The organism is Ewingella sp. CoE-038-23, from assembly GCF_040419245.1.
Taxonomy (GTDB): Bacteria; Pseudomonadota; Gammaproteobacteria; order Enterobacterales; family Enterobacteriaceae; genus Ewingella; species Ewingella allii.
Genome location: NZ_JAZHOH010000001.1, coordinates 2,386,963 through 2,411,736 on the forward strand (window position 1 = coordinate 2,386,963; position 24,774 = coordinate 2,411,736).

19 protein-coding genes and 1 other RNA gene are annotated in these 24,774 nt (G+C 56.5%); 12 read left to right on the forward strand and 8 right to left on the reverse strand.

Annotated features, from left to right (window positions below):
• Window positions 1-288 precede the first annotated feature (288 nt).
• From V2154_RS11190 to V2154_RS11210, 5 genes are all read left to right on the forward strand, one after another.
• A complete protein-coding gene (locus tag V2154_RS11190) occupies window positions 289-2,385 on the forward strand; it encodes a sensor domain-containing protein (protein WP_353502319.1) in 2,097 nt (698 codons plus the stop codon).
• A gap of 164 nt (window positions 2,386-2,549) precedes the next feature.
• A complete protein-coding gene (gene fhuF, locus V2154_RS11195) occupies window positions 2,550-3,308 on the forward strand; it encodes a siderophore-iron reductase FhuF (protein WP_353502320.1) in 759 nt (252 codons plus the stop codon).
• Between the two features lie 166 nt (window positions 3,309-3,474).
• Complete coding sequence (locus V2154_RS11200) at window positions 3,475-3,783, forward strand: hypothetical protein (RefSeq protein WP_034790896.1); 309 nt, start codon at window positions 3,475-3,477, stop codon at window positions 3,781-3,783.
• 247 nt (window positions 3,784-4,030) lie between these two features.
• Window positions 4,031-5,377: an MFS transporter gene (locus tag V2154_RS11205; protein WP_353502321.1), complete on the forward strand. Its 1,347-nt coding sequence runs from the start codon at window positions 4,031-4,033 to the stop codon at window positions 5,375-5,377.
• Window positions 5,378-5,385: 8 nt separating this feature from the next.
• Complete coding sequence (locus V2154_RS11210) at window positions 5,386-6,258, forward strand: MurR/RpiR family transcriptional regulator (protein WP_353502322.1); 873 nt, start codon at window positions 5,386-5,388, stop codon at window positions 6,256-6,258.
• Here the strand turns inward: V2154_RS11210 and V2154_RS11215 are convergent.
• From V2154_RS11215 to V2154_RS11245, 7 genes are all read right to left on the reverse strand, one after another.
• Window positions 6,255-7,343 carry an iron-containing alcohol dehydrogenase family protein gene (locus tag V2154_RS11215; protein WP_353502323.1) on the reverse strand — a complete coding sequence of 363 codons (1,089 nt, stop codon included), beginning with the start codon at window positions 7,341-7,343 and terminating at the stop codon, window positions 6,255-6,257. The genes V2154_RS11210 and V2154_RS11215 overlap by 4 nt on opposite strands.
• 352 nt (window positions 7,344-7,695) lie before the next feature.
• Window positions 7,696-7,793: non-coding RNA, RtT sRNA (locus V2154_RS11220), on the reverse strand.
• A gap of 452 nt (window positions 7,794-8,245) precedes the next feature.
• Entirely contained in the window at window positions 8,246-9,226 is a 981-nt protein-coding gene (gene astE / locus V2154_RS11225) for a succinylglutamate desuccinylase (protein ID WP_353502324.1), read from the reverse strand.
• Between the two features lie 24 nt (window positions 9,227-9,250).
• Window positions 9,251-10,594 carry an N-succinylarginine dihydrolase gene (gene astB / locus V2154_RS11230; RefSeq protein ID WP_353502325.1) on the reverse strand — a complete coding sequence of 448 codons (1,344 nt, stop codon included), beginning with the start codon at window positions 10,592-10,594 and terminating at the stop codon, window positions 9,251-9,253.
• Between the two features lie 31 nt (window positions 10,595-10,625).
• A complete protein-coding gene (gene astD / locus V2154_RS11235) occupies window positions 10,626-12,104 on the reverse strand; it encodes a succinylglutamate-semialdehyde dehydrogenase (protein ID WP_353502326.1) in 1,479 nt (492 codons plus the stop codon).
• Window positions 12,101-13,186: an arginine N-succinyltransferase gene (gene astA / locus V2154_RS11240; RefSeq protein WP_353502327.1), complete on the reverse strand. Its 1,086-nt coding sequence runs from the start codon at window positions 13,184-13,186 to the stop codon at window positions 12,101-12,103. Before astA ends, astD begins: the two co-directional genes overlap by 4 nt.
• Window positions 13,187-13,215: 29 nt before the next feature.
• Complete coding sequence (locus tag V2154_RS11245) at window positions 13,216-14,427, reverse strand: aspartate aminotransferase family protein (protein ID WP_353502328.1); 1,212 nt, start codon at window positions 14,425-14,427, stop codon at window positions 13,216-13,218.
• A gap of 732 nt (window positions 14,428-15,159) precedes the next feature.
• Between V2154_RS11245 and V2154_RS11250 the strand changes: the two genes are divergently transcribed.
• The 6 genes from V2154_RS11250 to V2154_RS11275 all read left to right on the forward strand — a co-directional run bounded on the left by V2154_RS11250 (window position 15,160) and on the right by V2154_RS11275 (window position 22,163).
• Window positions 15,160-16,149, forward strand: coding sequence for an autoinducer 2 ABC transporter substrate-binding protein (locus V2154_RS11250; protein WP_353502329.1), 990 nt, complete (start codon window positions 15,160-15,162; stop codon window positions 16,147-16,149).
• A 245-nt stretch (window positions 16,150-16,394) separates the two neighbouring features.
• Window positions 16,395-17,924, forward strand: coding sequence for a sugar ABC transporter ATP-binding protein (locus tag V2154_RS11255; protein ID WP_353502330.1), 1,530 nt, complete (start codon window positions 16,395-16,397; stop codon window positions 17,922-17,924).
• Window positions 17,925-17,931: 7 nt separating this feature from the next.
• Window positions 17,932-18,921 (forward strand): ABC transporter permease, encoded by a 990-nt coding sequence (locus V2154_RS11260; protein ID WP_353503980.1) that lies wholly within the window; start codon window positions 17,932-17,934, stop codon window positions 18,919-18,921.
• Window position 18,922: 1 nt separating this feature from the next.
• The gene (locus V2154_RS11265; protein ID WP_353502331.1) at window positions 18,923-19,876 is read left to right on the forward strand and encodes an ABC transporter permease; all 954 of its coding nucleotides are present in this window, start codon (window positions 18,923-18,925) and stop codon (window positions 19,874-19,876) included.
• A gap of 30 nt (window positions 19,877-19,906) precedes the next feature.
• Window positions 19,907-21,544, forward strand: a complete 1,638-nt coding sequence (locus V2154_RS11270; RefSeq protein WP_353502332.1) for an FGGY-family carbohydrate kinase — start codon at window positions 19,907-19,909, stop codon at window positions 21,542-21,544.
• A gap of 1 nt (window position 21,545) precedes the next feature.
• Window positions 21,546-22,163: an SIS domain-containing protein gene (locus V2154_RS11275; protein ID WP_353502333.1), complete on the forward strand. Its 618-nt coding sequence runs from the start codon at window positions 21,546-21,548 to the stop codon at window positions 22,161-22,163.
• Window positions 22,164-22,180: 17 nt separating this feature from the next.
• Here the strand turns inward: V2154_RS11275 and V2154_RS11280 are convergent, their stop codons facing one another.
• Window positions 22,181-23,602, reverse strand: coding sequence for an aminotransferase-like domain-containing protein (locus tag V2154_RS11280; RefSeq protein ID WP_353502334.1), 1,422 nt, complete (start codon window positions 23,600-23,602; stop codon window positions 22,181-22,183).
• 367 nt (window positions 23,603-23,969) lie between these two features.
• Here V2154_RS11280 and spy point away from each other — a divergent pair, with 367 nt between their 5' ends.
• Complete coding sequence (gene spy, locus V2154_RS11285; RefSeq protein WP_353502335.1) at window positions 23,970-24,470, forward strand: ATP-independent periplasmic protein-refolding chaperone Spy; 501 nt, start codon at window positions 23,970-23,972, stop codon at window positions 24,468-24,470.
• The last annotated feature ends 304 nt before the right edge of the window (window positions 24,471-24,774 follow it).

The following is a 24,774-nucleotide window of genomic DNA, read 5'->3' on the forward strand; positions in this document are numbered from 1 at the left end:
ATGGGCAAAAAGAGTGCAAATTTCCCCTAAAGTTTTCCCACCAATGGCCGATAACTCCCAGTTGTCACTTCGATTGAACATTAAAAATTTTGCTTAAGTCCGATCTTTTTACTGTATCTGCTTGAAAATAGGCTAGTTACTGCCAACACAAGGCGAACTAGGAATATTCTTATGATACCGTCTACCCCACACATCACAGCAAAAATGCGTCGGGACAGACGCAACTTACAGCCGGCCTAGCGTTTGGGAGGAACCTAAACCTTAGCGGCACGCTATCAGGCAAAAAAGATGAACGAAGATTCTGATGTAATGTATCGGTTGCTGGTTCAAAGCGTTGAAGACTATGCCATTTATATGCTGACCCCCGAGGGTATCGTCGCTAATTGGAATGCCGGTGCGCAACGCGCCAAAGGCTATTCCCGCGACGAAATTGTCGGCAAACACTTCTCTTGTTTCTATATCTCTGAAGACCGCGACAGCGGCTGGCCCGCTCACGGGCTGGAAACCGCGCGCCGCACCGGCCGCTATGAGTCCGAAGGCTGGCGGCAGCGCAAGGATGGCTCGCGATTTTGGGCCCACGTCATCATTGAGGCGGTGCGTGACGCCGGCACCTTGCTGGGCTTTGCCAAAGTGACCCGCGACGTCAGCGAGCGCCGCCTCTACGAGCAGGAATTACTGGCGGCGAAAGAGATTGCCGAAGCCAGCAATGAGAAAATGACCGCCCTGTCGCAGTTCCTCGACACGGTGATCGCCAATATCCCCTCTTCGGTTATTGTCGAAAATGCCGTCTCGCGGGAGATCTTGCTGGTCAACCGTCAGGCCGAATTGCTGCTGGGCAAGACACGCGAACAGCTGATTGGCAATCGCCCGCAGGATTGCCTGAATCGCGGGATCAGCGATTATCTGAATAAACAGTCGGATGAGTGCCTGCGCTCCGAAGGCCTGCACAAAAGCGAGCAACAGCTGGCGACGCCGATTGGCGAACGCACGCTGCAAACCACCGCCTCGATGATCAACGGCAGCGATTCACACACCAGCTATGTGTTGATGATTGCCGATGACGTCACCGATCAGCACGCGGCCAACGCCCGTATTCACCATATGGCGCACCACGACAATCTCACCAGCCTGCCTAACCGCGTGCTGTTCAGCCAGCGCCTGAATGAAGCCTTGCAGCTGTCGAAAATCACCCATCGCCTGACCGCCACGCTCTGTCTGGACTTGGACAACTTTAAGAATGTGAATGACGCCCTCGGCCACCAGATTGGTGACGAATTGCTGCGCGGCATCGCCAAACGCCTGCGCTTTGTGCTGCGGGAAAGGGACACGCTGGCGCGCGTCGGCGGCGATGAGTTCGCCATCGTGCTGCCGAGCCTGCCTTATATCGACAAGGCCTACCAGATTGCCCAGCGGCTGATTGAAGCCGTGAAGCCGCCCATCACCATTGAAGGCCACTCACTGACCGTCGGCCTGAGCGTGGGTATCGCCATCGCTGAAAACAGCGACGACACCCCGGAGCACCTGCTGCGCTGCGCCGATATGGCGCTGTACGAAGCCAAGCGCAACGGCCGCAATCGCTATGAAATGTTCCGCGAAGAGATGGACGAGGCCGCGCGCAAACGCCGCGATATTGAGCTGGATCTGCGCGACGCCATCACCAGCAAACAGCTGAAACTTTATTATCAGCCGATCACCGACAGCGCCCACGACGCGGTGATTGGCTATGAGGCCCTGATGCGCTGGAATCACCCGATTAACGGGCTGATCATGCCGATGGACTTCATTCCGATCGCCGAAGAGACCGGGCTGATTCACAGCATTGGCGCCTATGCGCTGCACGAAGCCTGTCACGAAGCGGCCAGCTGGGTCGGCAATCAGACCATCGCCGTTAACCTCTCGCCGGTTCAGTTTAAAAACAGCTCGCTGATTTCAGTGATTGAGTCGGCGCTGAGTGAGTCCGGGCTGGCGCCGAATCGGCTGGAAGTCGAAATCACCGAATCGGTGCTGCTCGACAATAACAACGCCAACGTGGCGACGCTGGCGCGCCTGAAGGAGCTGGGCGTGCGCATTGCGCTGGATGATTTCGGCACCGGTTATTCGTCGCTGAGCTACCTGCGCTCGTTCCCTTTCGACAAAATCAAAATCGACAAGTCGTTTATCAACGATATGCAGGACAGCCGCGAAGCGCTGGCGATCATCCGCGCTATTACGGGCATGAGCCGCAGTCTGGATATCCAAACCACCGCCGAAGGGGTGGAGACGCCGGAGCAGTTCCGCCGCCTGAAAGAAGAGGGTTGCTCGCTGTTTCAGGGCTACTACTTTGGTCGCCCTCAGCCGTCTGAGTCGCGTTTGACCGGTTTCACCCCCGCCGCCGCCCCGCTGTAACTGCTGAAAAATCAATGCTGACCGGGCGTGTTTCTGCGCTCGGTCACATCCCCGCTGCAAACCGCACTCAAATGCCAATACAAATAGAAATCATTATTATTTCACTTTATTATTCGTTACCCTGTTTCTATTAGCTTGGTTTATCTATCTCTCTGACAGCGACGATGCAAACAATTCTTGATAGTTTCCGCGATGGCCCGATCAGCTGGGTCGCCGACAGTTTTAAGCCGATGACGCCGCTGGTGACTAACGCCCTGCCAATGTCGCTGCTCACCACCGCCGACGGCTGCGCCAGCGTGCTCGAGCGTTATTTGACGCTGCACGCCGAAGACGCCCGTCAGGTGGAAAAACGCCGCGCGCGCATCTCAATGTGGTCCCAGTGGTATTTCGCCAACCTGTTGCCGAGCTGGGTGATCATCTCTCTCAGCCACGGCTGGCAGCTGCCAATCGCCGCCGACAATGTCTATCTCGCTCTGCAAGATGAAGGTTTGCCTCACCAGATTTACCTCGATGGCCCCGGCGCGGCTTTTACTTCGCCGCAGCCGTTGGACCGTTTCGCAGAGATGATCGAACAGCATCTGCGCCCGGTGTGTCAGGCCATGGCGGAGATTTCCGGCCTGAAACCGGGGATTTACTGGAGTAACGCGGGGATCCGCGTCGGATGGGGAATTAAGCAGGCGGAGCTGGTTAACGCAGATATCTCCGACGGCATGGCGCTGCTCAATGCCCGCGAGTTGCCCGACGGCGGCAAGAACCCGCTGTTTCAGCCTATGCGCCCGGAAAATCCGCTGGATGAGAACAGCCCGCAGTTCCGCCGCCAATGCTGCCTGCGCTATGAATTGGCCGACCACGCCATGTGCCCTTCCTGCCCATTATTGCTAGCAGAGCGTAAATCCGGAAAAAAACGCAAAAGTCCGGCCTGAGAATTGCTTACGTTTCCAGCACATACAAAAGCGCCTAAGCTTAGCGTAAAAAATCATTGGATCTTAAACTGAGAAAATTATAAGAATTGAGTTATAAGCCCCGCCAATCAGACAACTGACTGATGACGGGGATAGACCAACGAGCTTTTCATTGAGAGAAACCATCATGAATAAGAAATCGCTGGCCTCAGATGTGCTCGGCACACTGGCGCAACCCGTTAGCCGTGTTTGGAATATGTTAACTGGCAAGCAAGAGCCACTCAGAGCAAGGATTGTTCACCGTTACGCCGTACCCTCGTCGCGCACCATCAGCGTCGCAGAAGGTTTCTTTGGGTTCATCCCCATCGAATCTTATGAAAACGAAAGATACATTCTGGAAGTGGCTTACGCCGACCAGCAGTATCAGGTAGAAGTCCCGCGTAACTATTATCAGAAGAGCAACATTGGCGACGGCATTGATATCCACACGCTGTAACCCTGAAACTGACTGATAACCCTTTGATGTGAAAAAGGCTACTCCTGCGGGATGTAGCCTTTTTTATTGCCTTAATTCTCCCCCTCGGCATAAAAACCTCGGCCTGCCGCACAGTTTTGCTTCAATTTTCGCCAAAGAATGAAAATTATTGACATAATAACTTAGAGAATTAAGAAAATTGTTTACACGATTTTAACCCAACACTCGACACATTATAAAAACAAACCGACTTCCTCTGAGGTACTACATGACCACTTCTCAACCAGGTTCCACATCCACCTCCCTCCCCGAGACTCCCGCCGTTAGCGCCGCCCAGTCGCGGCGGGCGCTGGTTGCCGGATCCGTCGGCAACTTCATCGAATGGTATGAGTTCGGTGTCTATGGCTATCTGGCGACGCTGATCGCCGGCAACTTCTTTACCCTCGAAGGGCAAAGCGGATTATCGGGACTGATCCTCACCTATGCTTCCTTCGCGCTGGCCTTCTTCTGTCGCCCGATTGGCGCGATTGTTTTCGGGCGAATTGGCGACCGCATTGGCCGCAAGCCGACGCTGATTGCCGTGGTCTTGCTGATGACCGTCGCCACGGCGCTGATTGGCCTGTTGCCAACCTACGCGCAAATTGGCGTCGCCGCACCGCTGCTGCTGACGCTGCTGCGCATGTTGCAGGGGCTGTTCGCCGGTGGTGAATTTGGCGGTGCTGTGTCCCTGATGACCGAGTTCGCCCCCAAGGGGAAACGCGGGCTGTACGGCGCGTGGCAGTCCTTTACGGTTTCTCTCGGCCTGCTGACCGGCGTGGCGCTGGTCGCGCTGTTGGTTCACAACCTGCCGGACGCCGACATGAAATCCTGGGGCTGGAGAATTCCCTTCCTGCTGGCCCTGCCGATGGGCTTCGTGGCGCTGTGGCTACGTTTAAAATTGGATGAGACACCCAGCTTTGAAGCCAGTAAGCAGACTCCCGCCAAAGGCCCAAAAAGCGCGGCGGATAAAGCCTCTGCGGCGGCCACTTTCAAAGCCATCGTGCTGGGAATTGGCCGCATGATGGGCTGGTCCGCCGGTGGCTACACCTTCCTGGTGGTCATGCCCTCTTATCTGCAAACCTCGCTGCACGCCACCTTCCTACAAGCCTTGGTGGCCACTGTGTTGGCGAACGTCGGCTTTGCGCTGGCGATCCTACCTGCGGGTATCCTCAGCGACAAAATTGGCCGTAAAAAAGTGATGATTGGTGCCATGCTGGTGGTTATTCTGCTGACCTTCCCGCTGTTGCATCTGTTGCAAAATACCGAAAGCAGCCTGATTGCCAAAGGCATCGCGGTGCTGATCGCCGGTGCGGCAATCGGCATGATTGCCGGACCCGGCCCGGCGATGCTGGCCGAAATGTTCCCGACCCGCGTGCGTTATACCGGCCTCGGCCTCTCCTACTCGCTGTCCAACGCCGTGTTCTCCGGCTGCGCGGGGCTGATTATCACCAGCCTTATCAAGCAAACCGGTAATTTGGATATCCCCGCCTATTACGTGGTGGCGACCTGCGTGGTTAGCCTGTTTGCGCTGATGACCCTGCGCAAAGACGACCACCTGCGCGAACTGGAAAAGTAGGCAATAAGATGAATACATTTTCGAGCTCTTTAGGTTTGGAAGCTCGCCTGCGGGCTTTGCAGGGCAGTTTTTCACAGGCAGAAGAGCGGGTGATTCGCCTGATAGCCGAAGACCCGCAGCGCGTCGCCAAGCTGAGCGTCACGGCGTTGGCTAAGCAGGCCGCCACCAGCAGCGCCACCGTGGTGCGAGCCAGCCGCACGCTGGGATTTGACGGCTACCCGGCGCTGCGTCTGGCGCTGGCGGCGGAAAACTCGCGCGCGGCTGCCCACTCCAACCCCCCCTTAGTGGCGGATATTAGCGATCAGGACAGTCCACAGCAGGTGCTGAAAAAGCTGTTGGCTTTTGAGGTGGAAGGGGCAACGGCGACGGCGGAGTTGATCGACGAAGGCAGTCTGGAGCAGGCGGTGGCGGCATTGAGCCGCGCCCGGCGCATAGACGTCTATGGCGTCGGCGCCTCGGCGCTGGTGGCTCAGGACCTGTGCCAGAAACTTCGACGTATCGGCATCGTCTGCCAAACCTACGGCAGCGGCGATGAGAGCCTGGTCAGCGCCTGCCTGCTCGGCTCGCAGGACGTCGCTCTTGCCATCTCCCATTCGGGGGAAACCCTTGAGGCGCTTGAGCCTTTGCAGCAGGCGAAAAACGCCGGGGCCTATACGCTAGCGATCACTGCTAACGCGCGCTCTGCGCTGGCCCGTAAAGCTGACTGCCTGTTATTAACCAGCGGGCGGGAGCTGGGTTTTCGCGCGGCGGCGATGGCCAGCCGCACCAGCCAGTTGTTGATCATCGACTGTCTGTTTATTGGCGTTACCCAGCGACTGCCCGCCGCCCGCGAGGCGCTACAGCGCACCCACGAGGTGGTTGCCAACCAGCGGAAACGCTAAATCAGGCTACGTCCCAGACTGTCGACCCTTTCTATTGCCGCCCTCATGGCGGCAAAATCCACGTCAAACGGCATATTGGCCATATCGGGCGCGGTCAGGCTGTGGTCAATTATGCTGGCGATATCCTGCTCGGTGAGTTCGGCAGAAAGCTGTGCCAGCTGGGTGGGAATAGCGCTGGCTCGCGCCAGTGCCAGCGCGGCGTGCAGTTCATCATCACTGCGGTTTTCCAGCGCCAGCAGGCAGAGGTTGCCAAAGCCCACCAGCAACCCGTGGGGGAAATGGCGGGTTTTACTGCACGCGGTGAAACCTTCATAGAGGGCATGGGCCGCGCCTGTATGCGCGCCGTTACTCATAATCGAGGTCAAACCGGCATAGAGGAAGATGGCGTCCAGCACCTGTTCCAGCGCGTTATTCGCCTTCCCCTGCTCCACCGCCAGGCAGGCATCGGCGGCAAAATGTTCAATTTGGGAAAAGCACAGCGCGCTGTTGGTCCGCGCCACGCCCGCCAGCCCGGTGAGATTATTTTCATCGCTGATGGCGCGGTATTCATACCATTTCGCCAAGGTGTCGCCGATCCCGGCCGCCAGCCAGTTAAGCGGCGCCTGAGCCAGTAAATCCGCATCAATCACCGCCGCCGCCGGGCCATAGGCCAGTGGCAGCATGTCGCGAAAACGGCCATCCTGATGGTAACGAAACGCCAGCGACGTCACCGCCGCACAGGTGCCCGGAATGCTCGGCAGCGTCACCACCGGCAGGTTACAGGCCACGCCCGCCGCCTTGGCGGTGTCCAGCGCCCGACCGCCGCCGGTGGCGATAATCACCTCGACGCCCTGCACCCGAAACGCATCCGCCAGCCGGGAGATCTCCTCCTGACAGCACTGGCCGCTGAGCACTGCATGTCCCAGATAGCTGACCATCTGCTGCTCGAGCTGGTCAATCACGCTCGCCTCAACGCTGGCAATCGCCCGTTTCCCGCCAACCAGCAATGCCCGCTGCCCCAGACGGCCACACATCGACCCTAAATGTTTTATCGCCCCGCGACCGCGCAGCACGCTAGCGGGGAATACCAAGCGATGAGTAAACATGGTGACCTTTTGAAATCGCAATAGGGTTAATGGAAGATTAGTCGTTGGCGGGGGGTTTTGCTGGTAAAAGGTTGGCGGCGGGCCAACTTCCGCTAAAAAACTTAAATTCAATTTCAACTACAAGGTCAAGGTCGAGGTCAAGGTCGTGGGCGTCGGCCCACACCGACCAAGGGAATGCTTTAAGGTCAAAACCGTGCGCTGCCGCCACACCGGCCTCAAGGGGCGCCTATCGCCGCGCCCCTTGAGAATCCCCGGCTCTTTACTGCGCGCTTCGCTCGTTGGGTGGACGTGTTTCAGGGGCTTCCGTTATCCACCGCAAAATGTCGCCGCTTAGGCGGTGCCTTCGCTTCAGGATTACTCGGCCGCTGGCCTCGCCCTTCGGGTCGTTGCTTTGCAACGCTGTCTCGCTTCGCTCGGCTCGAGCCTTTGGTCTCGAACCATTCGCTCAGCGCCATTTTTGACTGCGGTTTTGAGGCATTTCACCCGTGCCGTTCCAGTTGTTTTGGTTTGCTCCCTCCCCTATTTAGGTGGGGTGTTTCTCACATAAGCCACTGAATCTTTTGCAATACTCCTCCCAGCCTCCTTATCAGTGAGCAGAAAAGAACTCCACTGAAACGGTTCGGTATAAATGCCAGTAGGCCGCATTCAGAAGTGACGCCGAGCAAGAGGTGGAAAACCGCGAGTATTTTTCGCGGGTTGGAATCCCGCAGCGAGGGAACCGCCTAAGCGGCGGCACTTCGCGGCGATCACCGTGGCTGCTGAAATACGGCCATTCCAACCTGCGAAGCCTCGGTCACACAGCAATTAAAGCGCGGGTGTCCAGAGGGCGCGCGCTTACGCGCCTTCTGGGCCAGTTTGCGTGGCAACGCAAGGTTTTGAATTTAAGAAGTTTCAGCGCTTTCTCAAAAGCGCTCCAACATCAGCCCCGCTCTCAACCCCATGGCGACAGAAGGATTCGGAAACAACACGAACTCCTCATTCTTTTCGACTTGATACGCCTTGCCGCTCTCCTCGGCTATCAAAAAACCTTTCGGATAAGGGGTAAAGTTCAGAGCCGTTGCCGGGACGTGAAGCTGGAAATCCTCTTGCGAGCGGATGATATCCTGCGTGACACGGTAACTTTCAAGCGGCTGGTCGGCGTGCCTTGACGGCAATGGGGTGGCGCTAACCAAGGACTGCAATGCCTGACGGATTCCGGTGAACTGCTGGTGATCGTTGCTGCCGAACGGCAATGCCTTGCCTAGCTCTAGCGTGCAGCTGTCGGCACCAAAAACTTCGCTGCTGAAATGGGTAAAAGTGCCGCCGGGGGAACGGTGATAAACCAGTGCGTCGAGGCCCGCGGCGTCGAGCCATTTCAGCATGTCGGGGCTGTAGGGCCTGTCCTGCAACGGCAACAGGCCAAAGCGCACGTGCAGTGAACCACGGATGGCGGTGTGCAGATCATAGTGATAACGATAGGTCGCCCCCGCCGCGGTCGAGGTGCGATAGAACAGCGCCATCGCCTGTTCTAATTCATGGGCGCGACGGGTTTCGCCGTTGGGGCAATAGCGGGTGTGCCTGCCGCCGAACATGCGGTTCATATCGGCATCGACAAAACGCTTATTCACGCGCATTGATGCCGGGTTGCCGAGCAGCACCAGCAGCCTGACGTGCAAAGGCCGCTGGCCGCTCAGCAGCTCGCTCACCAATTGGTTGAGCAGCTCGATGGGCGCGGTTTCATTGCCGTGAATGCCCGCCGAAATCACAACCGCGCTGTGACAGGCCTGGTGCGGCGACAGCTCCAGAATGCCCTCTTCGCGCCATATCCAGTCAAGATTGGGCGTCTGCCCGGTGATGGCTACCGGGGCTTCGCCGCTGAGGGTTTGCGCCAGAAAATCAAACATGTTTCGCTCCTTGATGGCGGCAACTTAGCGCTGGAAGGGGTAAATCACTCCAAGGCCCAAAATTTGCGTCAGTTCATCTAAAGCATAGCGAACTTCGGTCAGCAGCTGTGGGTCAGCGAGATCTTCAGCGTGCATTCGGTCGCGATAATGGCTGTCGACCCACTGGTTAAGGCGAGCAAAAAGCGCGTCATTCATCAGCGAGCCGTCATTGACCGCCGCCAGCTCGGCGCGGTTCAGCGCTACCCGCAAACGCAGGCAGGCCGGGCCGCCGCCGTTGCGCATACTTTCGCGCAGGTCGAACACTTCCACCTGATTAATCGGCCCGCCGCTCTCTTGCAGTTCACACAGGTAATCCCAGACCCCGACGTGCTGGCGCGACTCCTCGGGCACCACAATCATCATCTTGCCGTCGTTCTTACTCAGCAACTGGCTGTTGAACAGGTAAGTGGCCACCGCATCGTCAATCGACACCTTAGACTGAGGCACTTCAATGGGATGGAAATCCAGCTCCAGCGCGGCCATTTTGCGTCGGATCTCCTCCAGCGCGGCGTTGCTATTGGCAAAGGCCTGTTGATGGTGAAACAGCACGTTGCGGTTGCTGACGGAAATCACGTCGTTGTGAAATACGCCGCGATCGATAGCTTCCGGGTTCTGCTGCACAAACACGGTCCGGTCGGCGGAAAGCTGGTGCAAACGGGCCACCGCGTCGCTGGCCAGGCGGGTTTGTCGCGCCGGATAGCGCACTGGCTCATTTCCCCCGGTGATTAATCCGTCGCGGCCATAGACAAAGACCTGCACGCCCGGCTTATCGTAATCGCCGCACAGCCGGTTGTGGTTGGCCGCCCCTTCGTCCCCTAGCGCCGCCACCTGCGGCAGCGCGTCGTGGTGGGCGAAATGGCCGTCATGCTTAAAAGTGGCGCGCAAAATCGCCGAAGTGGTGTCGGCTTCAATAGCGCGGTGAAACTTATTATTCAGGTTAGCCACGGTGAAATGGGCGCGGCCGTCGGCACTGTCGGCCGATGGCGACACCGTCGCGGCGTTAGCCACCCACATGGAGGATGCCGAACTCAGAGAGGACAGCAGGCGCGGCGAGTAAGCCTGCGCCTGCGCCAGCACGTCGCGATCGCTGCCGCCAAAGCCCATCTGGCGCAGCGTGGCGAGGTGCGGACGCTCGTGCGGCGGCAACACTCCCTGGGCGAAACCCAAATCCGCCAGCGCCTTCATCTTCAACAATCCCTGCTTGGCCGCCAGTTTTGGGTTAGCCGCCGCATTCTGATTGCGGGTGGACGCTTCATTACCAAAAGAGAGACCGGCGTAGTGGTGGGTCGGCCCAACCAAACCATCAAAATTCGCTTCACTTCCCGACATACAACTCTCCTCTCGCCGTCTGCAATGCGGCTTAAGCGCCGCTAAAATCAATGCCCGGTGACAACGTCACAGGCAGTTCAAGTCTGTCTGTTTCCAGCGAAGCCATCGGCCAGGCGCAGTAATCCGCCGCGTAATAGGCACTTGGGCGGTGGTTGCCCGAGGCGCCAATGCCGCCGAAAGGTGCGTTGCTGGATGCACCGGTTAACGGCTTATTCCAGTTCACAATCCCGGCCCGGGCTTCGGTTAATAGCTGGTCGAACTGGGCGCGGTCGGTGGAAATCAGCCCGGCGGCCAAGCCGTAGCGCGTCTGGTTGGCAATCTCGATGGCCTGATTGAAATCGTCATAGCGCAGCACGCTGAGCAGTGGGCCGAAGATCTCTTCGTCCGGCACGCCCGCGATGCCCGTCAGGTCAATAATGCCCGGCAGCAGCAGCGAGCTGTGTAGGTCAGGGCGAGTCATGGTCAGCAATGGCTTGCCACCGAGAGCAATCAGCTCATCTTGCGCCGCCAAAATGTGTTTGGCCGCGACGTCGGAAATCACGCCGCCCATAAAAGGCTGCGGCTGGTCGTCCCAGTGGCCCACCTTCAGATCGGAAGTCACTTCCACCAGCCGTTTGAGGAATCTGTCCCCCGCCTCGCCCTTCTTGACCAACAGGCGGCGCGCGCAGGTGCAGCGCTGCCCGGCGGAGATAAAGGCCGACTGGATAGTCAAGTTAACCGCCGCGTCGATGTCTTCAACTGGCTCGACGATCAGCGCGTTATTGCCGCCCATCTCCAGCGCCAGAATTTTCTCCGGCTGGCCCGCCAGTTGGCGATGCAGCTGGTAGCCGGTCCCGGCGCTGCCGGTAAACAGCAAACCGTCGATTTGCCCGGACGCCGCCAGGGCTTCGCCCGTGCTACGCCCGCCCTGCACCAGATTGATCACGCCATCAGGTAAACCGGCCTGCTGCCAAAGTTTGACTGTCTCTTCGGCGGTTTTCGGCGTCAGCTCGCTCGGCTTAAAGACAATGGTATTTCCCGCCAACAGCGACGGCACGATGTGACCGTTCGGCAAGTGGCCGGGGAAGTTATAAGGGCCGAACACCGCCAGCACGCCGTGTGGACGGTGGCGCAGTACCGCCTCGCCGTCGGGCATTGGGGTATGTTTCTCGCCGGTGCGCACCTGATTGGCTTCAAGGGAAATCGCCACTTTGCCGATCATCGCCTGCACTTCGGTCAGGGTTTCCCAGTGCGGTTTGCTGGTTTCAAGGCTGATAACCTCGGCCAGACGGCTTTTATGCTCGGTCAGCAGCTCGGCGAAACGGGCAATGACCGCCGCTCGGTCTGCCAGAGATTTACGCGCCCATGCGGGGAACGCCGTGCGCGCCGCCGTGCAGGCCGCTTCGACATCTTCCGGGCTGGCGCACAGCGCCGACCACAGCCCGACATTATTGGCCGGGTTGGTTTTCTCCAGCAGCGCGCCCTGTCCGCTACGCCACTGTCCTTGAATAAAGAGTGCTGGATGCATCATGCGAGACTTTCCTCTGGGTTTGAGTCGGTTACTTGATTTGGCGCGACGCGGTTCTCCCGAAAGGGATAGAGCGCGACGGCGCGCACGCGGTCGCCCTCTTTCACGCCCAACTGCTCGGCGGTGGCTGCGTCAAGGGTCAGCCGGTTCATCACCGGATCACCGGCGACCAGCGTGGCGCAGAAGCCCTGATAATCTTCACGCGCGACCACGTACAGCGGCGCGTCCTGCTCTTGATTTGGCTGGCCGATATGCACCGGCAGCAGGCGGCTCTCTCTCACCGCGCGCAGCTGGTCGATTTCCCCTTCCAGCGTCGGACCGCCGTCGAAAATATCCACGTAGCCGGTGTAACGCAGCCCTTCACTTTCCAGCACGGCCCGCGCCGGAGCGGTGTGCGGATGCACTTGCCCGATGACCGATCGCGCCTCAGGACTAAGCAATTCGGTGTAGAGCGGATGTTTTGGCATTAGCTCGGCAATAAAGGATTTCTGCCCCATGCCGGTCAGGCGGTCGGCTTCGACAAACTCCATGCCGAAGAAGTGCCGCCCGACGCTGTCCCAAAATGGGGAATGGCCGTGGTCGTCGGACACGCCGCGCATCTCGGCAATGACTTTCGGCGAGAAGTGCTGGCGGAAGGCGGCCAAGAACAGGAAACGCACCTTGGATAACAGATGGCCGTTCTTGCCATTGCGGTGTTCCGGGTCGAGGAACAGGGTGCAGAGTTCGGTAAAGCCGGTGTGGTCGTTGCTAAGAAACAGCGTCGGCACCGGCTTATAAATGTTCAGGCTTTTCGAAGCGTGAACCAAGGTGCCGAGGCGGAAGTTGTACCAAGGCTCACTCAGGCCGACTGCCACCTCAATGGCGCTCACGCCGACCACTTGCCCCAGTTGGGTATCTTCCAGCACGAACAGGAAACCCTGCTCGGCCTTGTCCAGCTTCCCCGCCCATGTGGCGAGCGAACGTTCAATTCGCGCGCGCAGCTGGGTTTCGTCTTTGGGTAATGAGGTCAAACCGATGCCGGTTTTACCGGATAACTTCAAAATATCGGCGAGGTCGCCAAGCCGCACGGGTCTAATTAACATCATATTGTCTACCTCGCAAATAGGGGCTTAACTCAGGCGCACAGGCGTTTTACGGCGCGCTCAAGTCGGTTCAAACCTTCTTCAATATCAGACCCGGAAATAATCAGGGATGGCGCAAAACGCAGCACGTTTGGTCCGGCAATCAGCGCGATCAGCCCCTCTTCCGCCGCCAAGGTGTTGAGCTGCTTGGCCTGACCGTTGAAGCGTTCGTTCATCACCGCGCCGAGCAGCAGGCCCGCGCCACGCACTTCGGAGAACACCTGGTACTGCTCATTAATGCGCTTCAAGCCGTCGATAAACCACTGGTGGCGCTTCTGCACGCCGTTAAGCACCTCTGGCGTGTTAATCATCGACAGCACGGTGCCCGCCACCGCCGTTGCCAGCGGGTTACCCCCGTAGGTGGTGCCGTGCGTGCCCGGCTGGAACAGCACGCCGTACTTGTCGAGCGTCAGCATCGCGCCAATTGGGAAGCCGCCGCCCAGCGCCTTGGCGGTGGTCAAAATGTCTGGCACCACGCCGTAACCCTGATAGGCATACAGCTCGCCGGTACGGCCTACGCCGGTTTGCACTTCGTCGAAAATCAGCAGCGCGCCGTGCTTGTCGCACAGTTCACGCAGCCCTTGCAGGAAGCTCGCCTCGGCAGGCACCACGCCGCCCTCGCCCTGAATTGGTTCGACGATCACCGCGCAGGTGCGCTCAGAAATGTGATCAGCTACCGCGGCTAAATCGTTAAACGGCAGGTGGGTGATGTCTTGCGGCAGCGGCGCGAAATCTTCTGAATATTTCGGCTGACCGCCCGCGGTCACGGTAAACAGCGTGCGACCATGGAAAGCATTTTTGAAGGCGATGATTTCGCTCTTATTGCCGCCCTGCTTGTGGCCGTACAGGCGAGCCAGTTTCAGCGCGGCTTCGTTGGCTTCGGCCCCAGAGTTACAGAAGAAGACTTTTTCGGCGAAAGTGGCGTCAATCAGCTGTTTCGCCAAGCGCAGCACGGGTTCATTGGTGTAGCCGTTGCCCAGATGCCAGACTTTATCGGCCTGCTCCACCAGCGTTTTCTTCACTTCTGGATGCGCGTGGCCCAGTGCGTTAACCGCAATGCCGCCAGCGAAATCGACATAGTCTTTGCCCTCTTGATCCCACAGCCATGAGCCCTCTCCGCGTACCAACACGAAGGAGGCTGGCGCGTAGGTCGGTACCAGCCAGTCATCAAAGTTTTCACGGCTAACGTTGAGTTGTTGTTGCATATCTACCTCAGAGTCAAAGGGGACCAAACTGCTGTGAAGTTGTTACATTTAAGTTAAAAATTTTACTCTCTTTGGTTGATGATAGATTGCAGCCTTCGTGCCAGCAAAGGGAATAAATGCATAAAATCGGCTGCGTCACGAAAAAACAACCACTTAATAACCGCAGTTATTCACTTAAAATGAATAAAAAGTGAATAGTAGAAAATCAAACCCTTTTGCGCCTTGAAGGTGTTCCGACTGAATATGCAGCAAGATTTGGAGGAATATTTCGCTCAGGATTGTGATCGAAGGCATGTTGGCGGTGAGTGCAAGAGAGGATGTTGCTCGATATGGGTGAAAGTGACGCACCCTTTTGGGGAGACTGCGCATTGCTGGGTCAGGGGCAATTCGTGATAGTTCTCACAATCTGGGCATTATGTTGCTGATGTCGATACCTCGCGGGTGGCGAAAAGTAATTCCTCACTTTTTAATGTTATTTTTATGTTATAAAAATGATGCTTACTTGATCTAAAACCGCACTATTTCACCTCCCAATCCTGCTCATTTCTCATGCCTTGAATTTTATTTAACCTTAATTTAACAATTAAAATCATATAAATTAACATTTCCGGACTTTGATCACATTTTGTTTACTTTGCTGCGAGAAGCGCATAGCGGCTTGTTAATCTCAATACGTGGAAAAAATAACCACTACCCACGCCCTACACATAAGATCATAAGAAGGTACCAGCCATGAAATTTAACCTCGCATTAGTCAGCGCATGTGTGGTTTCTGCATGCATGTTGATCTCAACACCAAGCTTTGCTGCCGATAAACCCTACGACATCGCTCTGGTGGCTAAAGTCACCGGTATTCCTTGGTTCACACGCATGGAAGTGGGGGTGAAAGATGCCGCCCAAAAATTACACGTCAACGCCTATCAGGTCGGTGCTTCTACTCCAGACCCGGCGGCACAGGTTAAAGTCATCGAAGATTTAATCGCCAAGAAAGTTGACGCCATTATTGTGGTGCCTAATGACGCCAAAGTATTAGAGCCGGTACTTAAAAAAGCTCGCGACGCCGGTATCGTGGTATTAACCCACGAATCTCCAGACCAGCAAATTGGTCAATGGGATATTGAAACCATCGACAGCCAGAAATATGCCGAAGCGAACATGGATGAATTAGCCAAAGATATGGGTGGCAAAGGCGGTTACGCAATTTATGTCGGTTCACTCACCGTGCCATTACATAATGCCTGGGCCGATGCGGCTATTAAGTATCAGAAACAAAAATACCCGGATATGCATGAAGTGACTTCTCGCCTGCCGGTTGCTGAGAATATTGATAAGTCCTACTCCACCACGCTGGATTTAATGAAAACCTATCCTGAAATGAAAGGGATTATCGGTTTTGGTTCATTAGGCCCAATTGGTGCAGGCCAGGCCGTTCAACAAAAACGTGCGAAGAATAAAATCGCCGTGGTGGGTATTGCGATGCCAGCTCAGGCCGCGCCTTACCTGATGCGCGGTGATATTAAGAAAGTCCTGCTGTGGGATCCTAAAGATGCCGGTTACGCCTTAGTTTCCGTGGCTGACCAGATGCTGCAAGGCAAGCCTGTCACCAAAGATTTAACCATCGATGGTCTGGGCAAAGCCGACGTAGATATGGATAAACACGTGATTCGCTTTAATAAGATTCTGGAAGTCACACCAGACAACGCGAAATCACTGGGCTTCTAATAGGTCAGTATTTACTTATTTTTTAAACCCTGAATTATTTACGTTGCATCAAGGCGGCAACTGAATGAATCCCAGTCACTTACTCAAGTAAGTGACTGGGATGAATGAAGGCAGCCAACGCAGAGGCAGCTTAAAGGATGACGGGTTTTCGCCACACCAGAGAAATAGGAAGGGATACGGCGTAGTTTGTTGTGCCGTATCTGCTTTCTTAACTGACCAGCTTGAACGCAGTAAGGATTCAGTCGATGACGATTAATTCCAGTTCACCTACCTCCCCTCATTCCGCCGAGGCATTTATCAGCCTTGAGGGAATAAGCAAAAAATTCCCCGGTGTACTTGCACTGGATAATGTCACGCTGACATTAAATAAAGGTGAAGTGCATTGTCTTGCAGGCCAAAACGGCTGCGGAAAAAGTACCATTATTAAAGTGATTTCCGGCGTCTATCAGCCAGAAAAAGGCGCGACCATCACTATTGATGGCAAATTGTTTCACTCTTTAACGCCACAACTCTCTTCTTATTACGGCATTCAGGTTATTTATCAGGACCTGTCGTTATTCCCCAATTTATCCGTGGCCGAAAATATTGCCATTCACCGTTATTTGCCGGGCGGCGATTTCTGGGTACATCGCGAGGCAATGCGCAAAAAAGCCATTGCCGCAATGCAACGCGTAGGGGTTTCTCTCGACCCGGATCGTAAAGTGGAAAAGCTGTCGATCGCCGACCGTCAATTGGTGGCAATATGCCGGGCAATCGCTGCAGACGCGAGTCTGGTTATCATGGACGAACCGACCGCCTCCCTCACCCGCACCGAGGTTAACGGCCTGCTGCGCGTGGTCAACGAATTGAAAGCCGCCGGGATTTGCGTGGTGTTTGTTAGCCACCGTCTGGACGAAGTGATGGAAGTGGCCGATCGCATTAGCGTGATGCGCGACGGCAAATTGGTGGGCACTTACCCGGCCAGCCAGCTCGACAGCAATGAGCTGGCCTTCCTGATGACCGGCCAGCGTTTCAGCTACAGCCACCTGCCGCATCGCGCACCGGCGGACGTCACGCCTTTGCTGGAAGTGAGCCATCTCAGCCGCGCCGGGCAGTATCAGGATATCTCCCTGTCACTGCGCCAGGGGGAGATCACCTCGATTATTGGCCTGTTAGGCTCCGGGCGCACCGAACTGTGCATGAGCCTGTTTGGTATGAGCCAGCCGGACAGCGGCGACATCAAAGTGAACGGCAAGAAAGTCACTTTACGCAGCAACCGCGATGCCATTCGTCACGGCATTGCCTATGTGTCAGAAGACCGCCTGACCCAAGGCTTAATCATGGAGCAGTCGATTTACGACAACACGCTGGTGTCAATTTTCAACAAACTGCACACCCGCGCGGGCTTGATGGATCACCGTAAAGCCGCGTCAGTGGTTAAAGACCTGATCCGCGATTTGAACATTAAAGTCTCGGACAGCGGCCTGCCGGTGAAAACCCTCTCGGGCGGTAATGCGCAGCGTATTGCCATTGCCAAGTGGGTGGCGACTCATCCGCACATTCTGATCTTGGATTCGCCGACCGTGGGCGTAGATATCGCCAACAAAGAGGGGATCTACCGAATTGCGCGCGATCTCGCTGAGTCCGGCATGGCGGTTTTGATGATTTGTGACGAGATCCCGGAAGCCTATTACAACAGTCACCGCGTGCTGGTGATGCGTAAAGGCGAATTGATTGCTGAATTCGCCCCGCACCAGTGCAGCGAAGCGCAGATTGCGGAGGTGATTAATGGGTAGTTCAAAAATGGAAAGAAGTTGGCTGAGTAAAGCCATCGGCCAGCACGAGTTCTGGTTGGGTTTACTGGTGTTGGTTCTGGCGATTGGCCTGAGCGTCAGCACCAAAGAGTTCTTAACCCTCGGCAACCTGACTGATGTCGCCACCAGCTACGCCATTCTTGGCATTCTGGCCTGTGGCCTGTTTGTGGTGCTGATTGCGGGAGGCATCGACATCTCCTTCCCGGCCATGACCTCCATTGGCCAATACGTGATGGCGAGTTACATCATCCACCACGGCGGCAGCTTCCCGCTGGCGTTTGGTATGGCGATGGGCGTGGGCCTGCTGCTCGGGCTGGTCAACGGCTTCTTAGTTTACTGGCTGCGCGTTCCGGCGATTATCATCACCATCGCCACCCTGAACCTGTTCTACGGCCTGCTGGTGTATCTGACTAACGGCACCTGGCTGTACGGCTTCCCGGACTGGTTTATGAATGGCATCAACTGGTTCTCATTCACCGCTGGCGATGGCTATGACTATGGCCTGACGCTGCCGCTGCTCAGCCTGCTGGGGGTGATTATCGCCACCGGCGTGCTGATGAACCGCACTCGCGTCGGGCGTCAAATCTACGCCATGGGCAGCAACCGCGACGCGGCCTCACGCCTTGGGCTAAACATCCTGCGTCTGCACTTTTATGTTTACGGCTTTATGGGGCTGTTGGCGGGCATCGCGGCAGTGGTACAAGCACAAATCACCCAGTCGGTGGCTCCTAATTCGCTGCTAGGTTATGAGCTGACGGTGCTGGCTGCCGTGGTATTGGGCGGCACCAGCATGACCGGTGGGCGCGGCTCACTGACTGGCACCGTGCTGGGCGTGATGCTGCTGGCCTTCCTGCAAAACGGCCTGACCCTGCTGAGTATCTCCTCTTATTGGCACCAAGTTTTCAGCGGCGTGATCATTTTGGTCAGCATCAGTAGCACCGCCTGGAACGAAAAACGCAAACTGGCGAAGGGAATGTAACATGACAACCTTAACCCGATTTTTCCCCGGTGACCGCATCATCCGTTTGCAGTTGCTGATCATTCTGGCCGTCGCCGTGCTGTTCTCTTTCACGCTCGGTGGTCGCTTCTTTAGTCTGGGTAACTTCCAGTCAATCTCTTCCCAGCTGCCTATCTTGGGCATGTTGGCGCTGGGAATGGGCATCACCATGCTGACCGGCGGGATTAACCTGTCGGTGATCGCCGGAGCCAACGCCTGTTCGCTGGTGATGGCGGCGATTTTGGTCGCCCACCCTGACCAGCCCGCCTTCTTCCTGCTGGCGATGCTGGCGGGATTGGCCGTGGCGCTGGCGATCGGCTCGCTAAACGGCGTATTAATCGCCTACATCGGGGTGTCGCCTATCCTCGCCACCCTCGGCACCATGACGCTGATCTCCGGGCTAAACATTCTTCTGACCAACGGCACCGTTATCTCCGGTTTCCCGAAAGCCATTCAGTATTTGAGCAACGGCAGCCTGCTGGGCATTCCCGTCGCCCTGCTGCTGTTCCTGCTGGTCGCCGTGCTGCTGTGGGTGCTGCTCGAGCACACCACCCTTGGCCGCAGCCTGTATCTGATGGGGTCTAACGAGCAGGCCACGCGCTTTAGCGGCGTGAACACTCACAAAGTCACTATCGCGGTTTACGTGCTTTCCGCCCTGCTGGGCTGGGGCGCGGCGCTGCTGATGATGTCGAAATTTAACTCGGCCAAGGCCGGTTACGGCGACTCCTATTTACTGGTCACGATTTTGGCTTCGGTCCTCGGCGGCATTAACCCGGATGGCGGCTTTGGTCGCGTGTTGGGACTGGTTCTGGCACTGGTGGTACTGCAAATGCTGGAAAGTGGTCTGAACCTGATGGGCGTGAGCAGCTACTTAACTATGGCGTTATGGGGCGGAGTATTGATCCTGTTTATCGCTTTACAGAATCGTAAGTCCTGACAGACTTTTAGAACATTAAGGGAAAGAAACATGGCGAGTTATTTTATTGGCGTTGACGTCGGGACAGGCAGTGCTCGCGCAGGCGTGTTTGATATGACGGGACGCCGGGTGGGTCAGGCCAGCCGCGATATTACCTTATTCCGCCCTAAAGCTGATTTTGTCGAGCAGTCTTCCGACGAGATCTGGCAAGCGGTGTGTAACGCGGTAAAAGACGCGATGAGTCAGGCCGATATCAACCCGATTCAGGTGAAAGGCTTGGGCTTCGACGCCACCTGCTCACTGGTGGTGCTGGATAAAGAAGGTAAACCGCTGACCGTCAGCCCGTCCGGGCGCAACGAGCAGAATATCATTGTATGGATGGACCACCGCGCCATCACGCAGGCCGAGCGCATCAACGCCACCGGCCACCGCGTGCTGGAGTTCGTCGGCGGTATTATCTCGCCTGAAATGCAAACGCCAAAACTGCTGTGGCTGAAGCAGCACATGCCGAGCACCTGGAACAACGTAGGTCATCTGTTTGACCTGCCAGACTTCCTGACTTGGCGCGCCACGCAGGACCCAACCCGCTCTCTCTGCTCCACCGTCTGTAAGTGGACCTATATCGGTCACGAAGACAGATGGGATCCGAGCTATTTCAAACAGATCGGGCTGGAAGATTTGCTGGAAAACAACGCGGCGAAAATCGGCAGCGAAGTGAAAACCATGGGCCAACCTTTGGGCCATGGGCTGACTCAACGCGCCGCCAGTGAAATGGGCCTGATGCCCGGCACGGCGGTGAGTGTGTCAATCATCGATGCCCACGCGGGCAGTTTGGGGATCTTAGGTGCCAGCGGCGCATCTGGCGAAACGGCCGACTTTGACCATCGTATCGCGCTGATTGGCGGCACCTCGACGGCGCACATGGCGATGTCACGCAGCGCGCGCTATATCAGCGGCATCTGGGGGCCATACTACTCGGCAATCCTGCCAGACTACTGGCTGAACGAGGGCGGGCAGTCCACCACCGGCGCGCTTATCGACCACGTAATTCAGTCGCACCCTTGCTATCAGGATCTGCTGAAACAGGGCAAAGACAGTGGCAAAACTATTTATGAAGTGCTGAACGGCATTCTGCGCAAAATGGCCGGCGAGCCGGAGAACATCGCCTTCCTTACCAAAGATATTCATATGCTGCCCTACTTCCACGGCAACCGTTCGCCGCGCGCAAACCCAACGCTGACCGGCACCCTGACTGGCCTCAAACTGTCGCGCACCCCGGAAGATATGGCGCTGCACTATTTGGCGACCATTCAGGCGCTGGCGTTAGGCACGCGCCATATCATTGAAACCATGAATCAGAGCGGCTACTCCATCGACACCATGATGGCGAGCGGCGGCGGCACCAAGAACCCGGTGTTTGTGCAAGAGCACTCCAACGCCACGGGCTGCGCGATGTTACTGCCGGAAGAGAGTGAAGCCATGCTGTTGGGCAGCGCCATGATGGGCACCGTGGCCGCCGGAGCCTATGACTCCCTGCCGGAAGCCATGGCGGCGATGAGCCGCATTGGTAAAACCGTGACGCCGCAGACCAACAAAATTAAAGAGTATTACGACCGCAAATATAAGGTGTTCCATGAGATGTACCACGACCACATGAAATACCGCCGCCTGATGCAGGAGGATTTTTGATATGTCGCCATCCCTTAACGTCAATGAGTGGCAGCTAGCCTGTACGGGCTGGCAGACCTACAGCCAAGAGATTCTGGCCTTACAGCAGAATATCGACCAGCAGGTCTGGCAGCGGGTGCTCAACACCCTCGCGGAATGTAAAGGTAAGATAGCCGTGACCGGCGTCGGCACCTCGGGTATCGCGGCACGCAAAGTGGCGCACATGCTGGCCTGTGTCGAGCAACCGGCGATTTACCTCAATCCGACTGACGCCGCCCACGGCGATCTCGGTTTCCTGCGCAGCGACGACGTGGTTATCATGATTTCGCGCGGGGGGAATTCGGAAGAGCTGACTCGTCTGTTACCAACCCTTGCCAGCAAAGGGGTGACGCTGATTAGCGTGACGGAGAATCTGGATTCGGCCATTGCGCTGGCTTCAAAGCTGGTGTTGAAGACCCATATCCAGCGGGAGATCGACCCGCTGGACATGCTCGCCACCACCTCAATTGTGCTGGTGCTGGCTATCTTCGACGCGATTTGTGGCTGCATCATGCTGCGCAACGGCTTTGATAAGCAGACGCTGCTGGCGGTTCACCCCGGCGGCAACGTTGGTAAAACCTTGCGTGAGAATGAAGCCTAGTCGCCTTTCAGATCAGGTCAGTGCTTCAGCTCGTCAGTCACAATATTGGCAATAATCTGGATGGCCCGCGCGGTGTGCGGGCCCCATTCAAACGAGGTATTGATACGAATACAGTGCCGGTAGCGATCGTCCACCGCGAACATGGTGCCGGGCGCAATGCTCACTCCCTGCGCCAGCGCACGCTGATAGACCTTCGCCGCATCCACCTTTTCGCCTAAATCCAGCCATAAAAAATATCCCCCTTGCGGCTGAGACACAGACACGCTCGACGGAAAAGTCTCGGTGATGGCGTTGAACATCGCCATTTGTCTCTGTTCCAGCTGGCGACGCAGGCGGCGCAGATGGGTGTCATAGCCGCCCTGCTGCATATAGTCGGCCAACGCCAGCTGAACCGGCACGCTGGCTGACAAGGTGCTCATCAGCTGCAATCGCTGGATGCGCGCGGCGTAGGCCCCCGCCGCCACCCAGCCAACGCGAAAGCCGGGAGCCAGACATTTTGAGAATGAGGAGCAGTGCAGAATTTCACTGCGATTTTCCGACGCTTTGAGCGGCATAGGTCGCTCACCGCCGAAGTACAGCTCGCCATAAACATCATCTTCAATCAGCGCCACGCCGTGGGCCTGCAAAATCGCCACCAGCCGGGCCTTCTTCTCTACCGACAGCGTGCAGCCGAGAGGGTTCTGGAAGTTGGACATCAGCCAGCAGGCTTTGATCGGATAGGTATCTAGCGCCTGCTCCAAGGCGTCGAGATCCATGCCGTTGCGCACGTCGGTCGGGATCGCCACGGCTTTCAGCTTACGGCGCTCAATCGCCTGTAGCACCCCATAGAACGCGGGCGACTCAATCGCCACCCAGTCTCCCGGCTCGGTGACGGCTTGCAGGCTGAGGCCCAGCGACTCCATGGCCCCCGAGGTAATGACAATTTCGTCCGGCGGCACTTCCATGCCGTTTTGCGCGTAACGCTGGGCTATGTTGCGGCGCAGCTCCTCATTGCCCGGCGGCAGGTTGGCCATGGCGCTATGAGGCGACATACGGCGCACCGCGCTGGCCAGGGAGCGGGCAAGGCGCGGCTGGGGGAACAAAGTTGGGTCCGGGAATGCCGAGCCTAAAGGCACCACCGACGGGTCTTGGCCACCTTTGAGAATGTCGAAAATGGCGTCATTAACATCCACCTGCTCGGCGGCGTGCAGAGTTTGATTGGCGCGGCGATTCAGCTCGCGCACCTTGCGCGGCGCGACGTAATAGCCCGACTGCGGCCGGGCAACGATTACGCCCTGACTTTCCAGCAGCTGGTACGCCTGTAGGACGGTCATCAAGCTCAGGCCGGACTGTTTACAGCTATCTCGCAGCGACGGCAGTTTGTCGCCGGGCAGCCACACCTGTGAATCAATCTGCCGACGCAGGGTCTGCGCCAGATTTTCATAACGAGAAAGTGCCATAGAGTCATTCACTGTTATAGATAATGTTAATGAAATGCCAACTATTATAGGCAAATTGGTTAATTCATGGCGAACGAAACCGAGGTTAAACGGAGAATGATTAGTTTAGGTGTCGTCTGGTGGCCAAACATTAACCGTGATAATGTTTTTGCAACCCGCTTTGCGGTCGGATAATTCTGAGCAAGTGCTAAGGGATCGTTTGCAACCTTACGCTTTCTAAACGTTTTCTCCACTTTCGGCGGAAAAACGTTAGCGCACCTTTCACTCTTTTACATCTTCCTCGTATTACTATTCATTCATAGGTTTAGACTTTCCTTCGTCAACACAAAACGGGCAACGTGCCTGAAACCCTATGAGGAATCTAATAATGCGTAAACTTACCGCAATGATTGTGGCTTCAACTCTGGCTCTGAGCTCGGCTTCTTTCGCTTTCGCCGCTGACACTACGCCAGCACCTGATGCACCTGCCCCTCAAGGCAAAATGATGCACCATAAAGGCCCGCACCACATGAACCCGTTCGCTGGCCTGAACCTGACTGAGCAGCAAAAAACTCAGATGAAAGAGATCATGAAAGACAGCGGCGCACGCCCTGACCGCGCGGCCATGAAAGCGCAGATGGACACCATGCACGGCCTGGTCGCCTCTGACAGCTTCGACGAAGCCAAAGTGAAATCGCAGATTGATACCATCACCCAGGCACAGTCCCAGCGCATGCTGGAACGCGCTCGCGCTGAGAACAAAATGTACAACCTGCTGACGCCAGAGCAGAAGAAACAGTTTAATGAGAACTACCAGAAGCGCGCTGAGAAAATGGAAAAAATGCGCGACCATAAACCAGGCCAGCCAAAACCGGCTGCTGCTGAATAATCGCTTAACCGCTCAGGCTCAACCGGTCAGCTTTGCTGGCCGGTTTTTTTTGTATTTATTCATCTTATTGAGCATTTTTTCTGTGCTCCCCGCCCCCTTACCCAACGAAATCCCAAGCCATATCACAATTCTGTTGTTCTCATTTCACCTGTCGCCGCCAAGCCACTACCTTAAAACTGGGATTTAAGCTGATCGTTCAGGAACTTCTGCGCTGCGGTTGAGCATGTTCCATTCATACCTCACCCAAACTCTGCACCTATAAAACATAAAACGGGCCTACAGGACCCGTGACACAAGGAGTAGT

Bases quoted from the DNA above. Each gene is read 5' to 3' on its own strand.
- V2154_RS11190 (WP_353502319.1), top strand. From the start codon at position 289: ATGAACGAAGATTCTGATGTAATGTATCGGTTGCTGGTTCAAAGCGTT.
- fhuF (WP_353502320.1), top strand. From the start codon at position 2,550: ATGCAAACAATTCTTGATAGTTTCCGCGATGGCCCGATCAGCTGGGTC.
- V2154_RS11200 (WP_034790896.1), top strand. From the start codon at position 3,475: ATGAATAAGAAATCGCTGGCCTCAGATGTGCTCGGCACACTGGCGCAA.
- V2154_RS11205 (WP_353502321.1), top strand. From the start codon at position 4,031: ATGACCACTTCTCAACCAGGTTCCACATCCACCTCCCTCCCCGAGACT.
- V2154_RS11210 (WP_353502322.1), top strand. From the start codon at position 5,386: ATGAATACATTTTCGAGCTCTTTAGGTTTGGAAGCTCGCCTGCGGGCT.
- V2154_RS11215 (WP_353502323.1), bottom strand. From the start codon at position 7,343: ATGTTTACTCATCGCTTGGTATTCCCCGCTAGCGTGCTGCGCGGTCGC.
- astE (WP_353502324.1), bottom strand. From the start codon at position 9,226: ATGTTTGATTTTCTGGCGCAAACCCTCAGCGGCGAAGCCCCGGTAGCC.
- astB (WP_353502325.1), bottom strand. From the start codon at position 10,594: ATGTCGGGAAGTGAAGCGAATTTTGATGGTTTGGTTGGGCCGACCCAC.
- astD (WP_353502326.1), bottom strand. From the start codon at position 12,104: ATGATGCATCCAGCACTCTTTATTCAAGGACAGTGGCGTAGCGGACAG.
- astA (WP_353502327.1), bottom strand. From the start codon at position 13,186: ATGATGTTAATTAGACCCGTGCGGCTTGGCGACCTCGCCGATATTTTG.
- V2154_RS11245 (WP_353502328.1), bottom strand. From the start codon at position 14,427: ATGCAACAACAACTCAACGTTAGCCGTGAAAACTTTGATGACTGGCTG.
- V2154_RS11250 (WP_353502329.1), top strand. From the start codon at position 15,160: ATGAAATTTAACCTCGCATTAGTCAGCGCATGTGTGGTTTCTGCATGC.
- V2154_RS11255 (WP_353502330.1), top strand. From the start codon at position 16,395: ATGACGATTAATTCCAGTTCACCTACCTCCCCTCATTCCGCCGAGGCA.
- V2154_RS11260 (WP_353503980.1), top strand. From the start codon at position 17,932: ATGGAAAGAAGTTGGCTGAGTAAAGCCATCGGCCAGCACGAGTTCTGG.
- V2154_RS11265 (WP_353502331.1), top strand. From the start codon at position 18,923: ATGACAACCTTAACCCGATTTTTCCCCGGTGACCGCATCATCCGTTTG.
- V2154_RS11270 (WP_353502332.1), top strand. From the start codon at position 19,907: ATGGCGAGTTATTTTATTGGCGTTGACGTCGGGACAGGCAGTGCTCGC.
- V2154_RS11275 (WP_353502333.1), top strand. From the start codon at position 21,546: ATGTCGCCATCCCTTAACGTCAATGAGTGGCAGCTAGCCTGTACGGGC.
- V2154_RS11280 (WP_353502334.1), bottom strand. From the start codon at position 23,602: ATGGCACTTTCTCGTTATGAAAATCTGGCGCAGACCCTGCGTCGGCAG.
- spy (WP_353502335.1), top strand. From the start codon at position 23,970: ATGCGTAAACTTACCGCAATGATTGTGGCTTCAACTCTGGCTCTGAGC.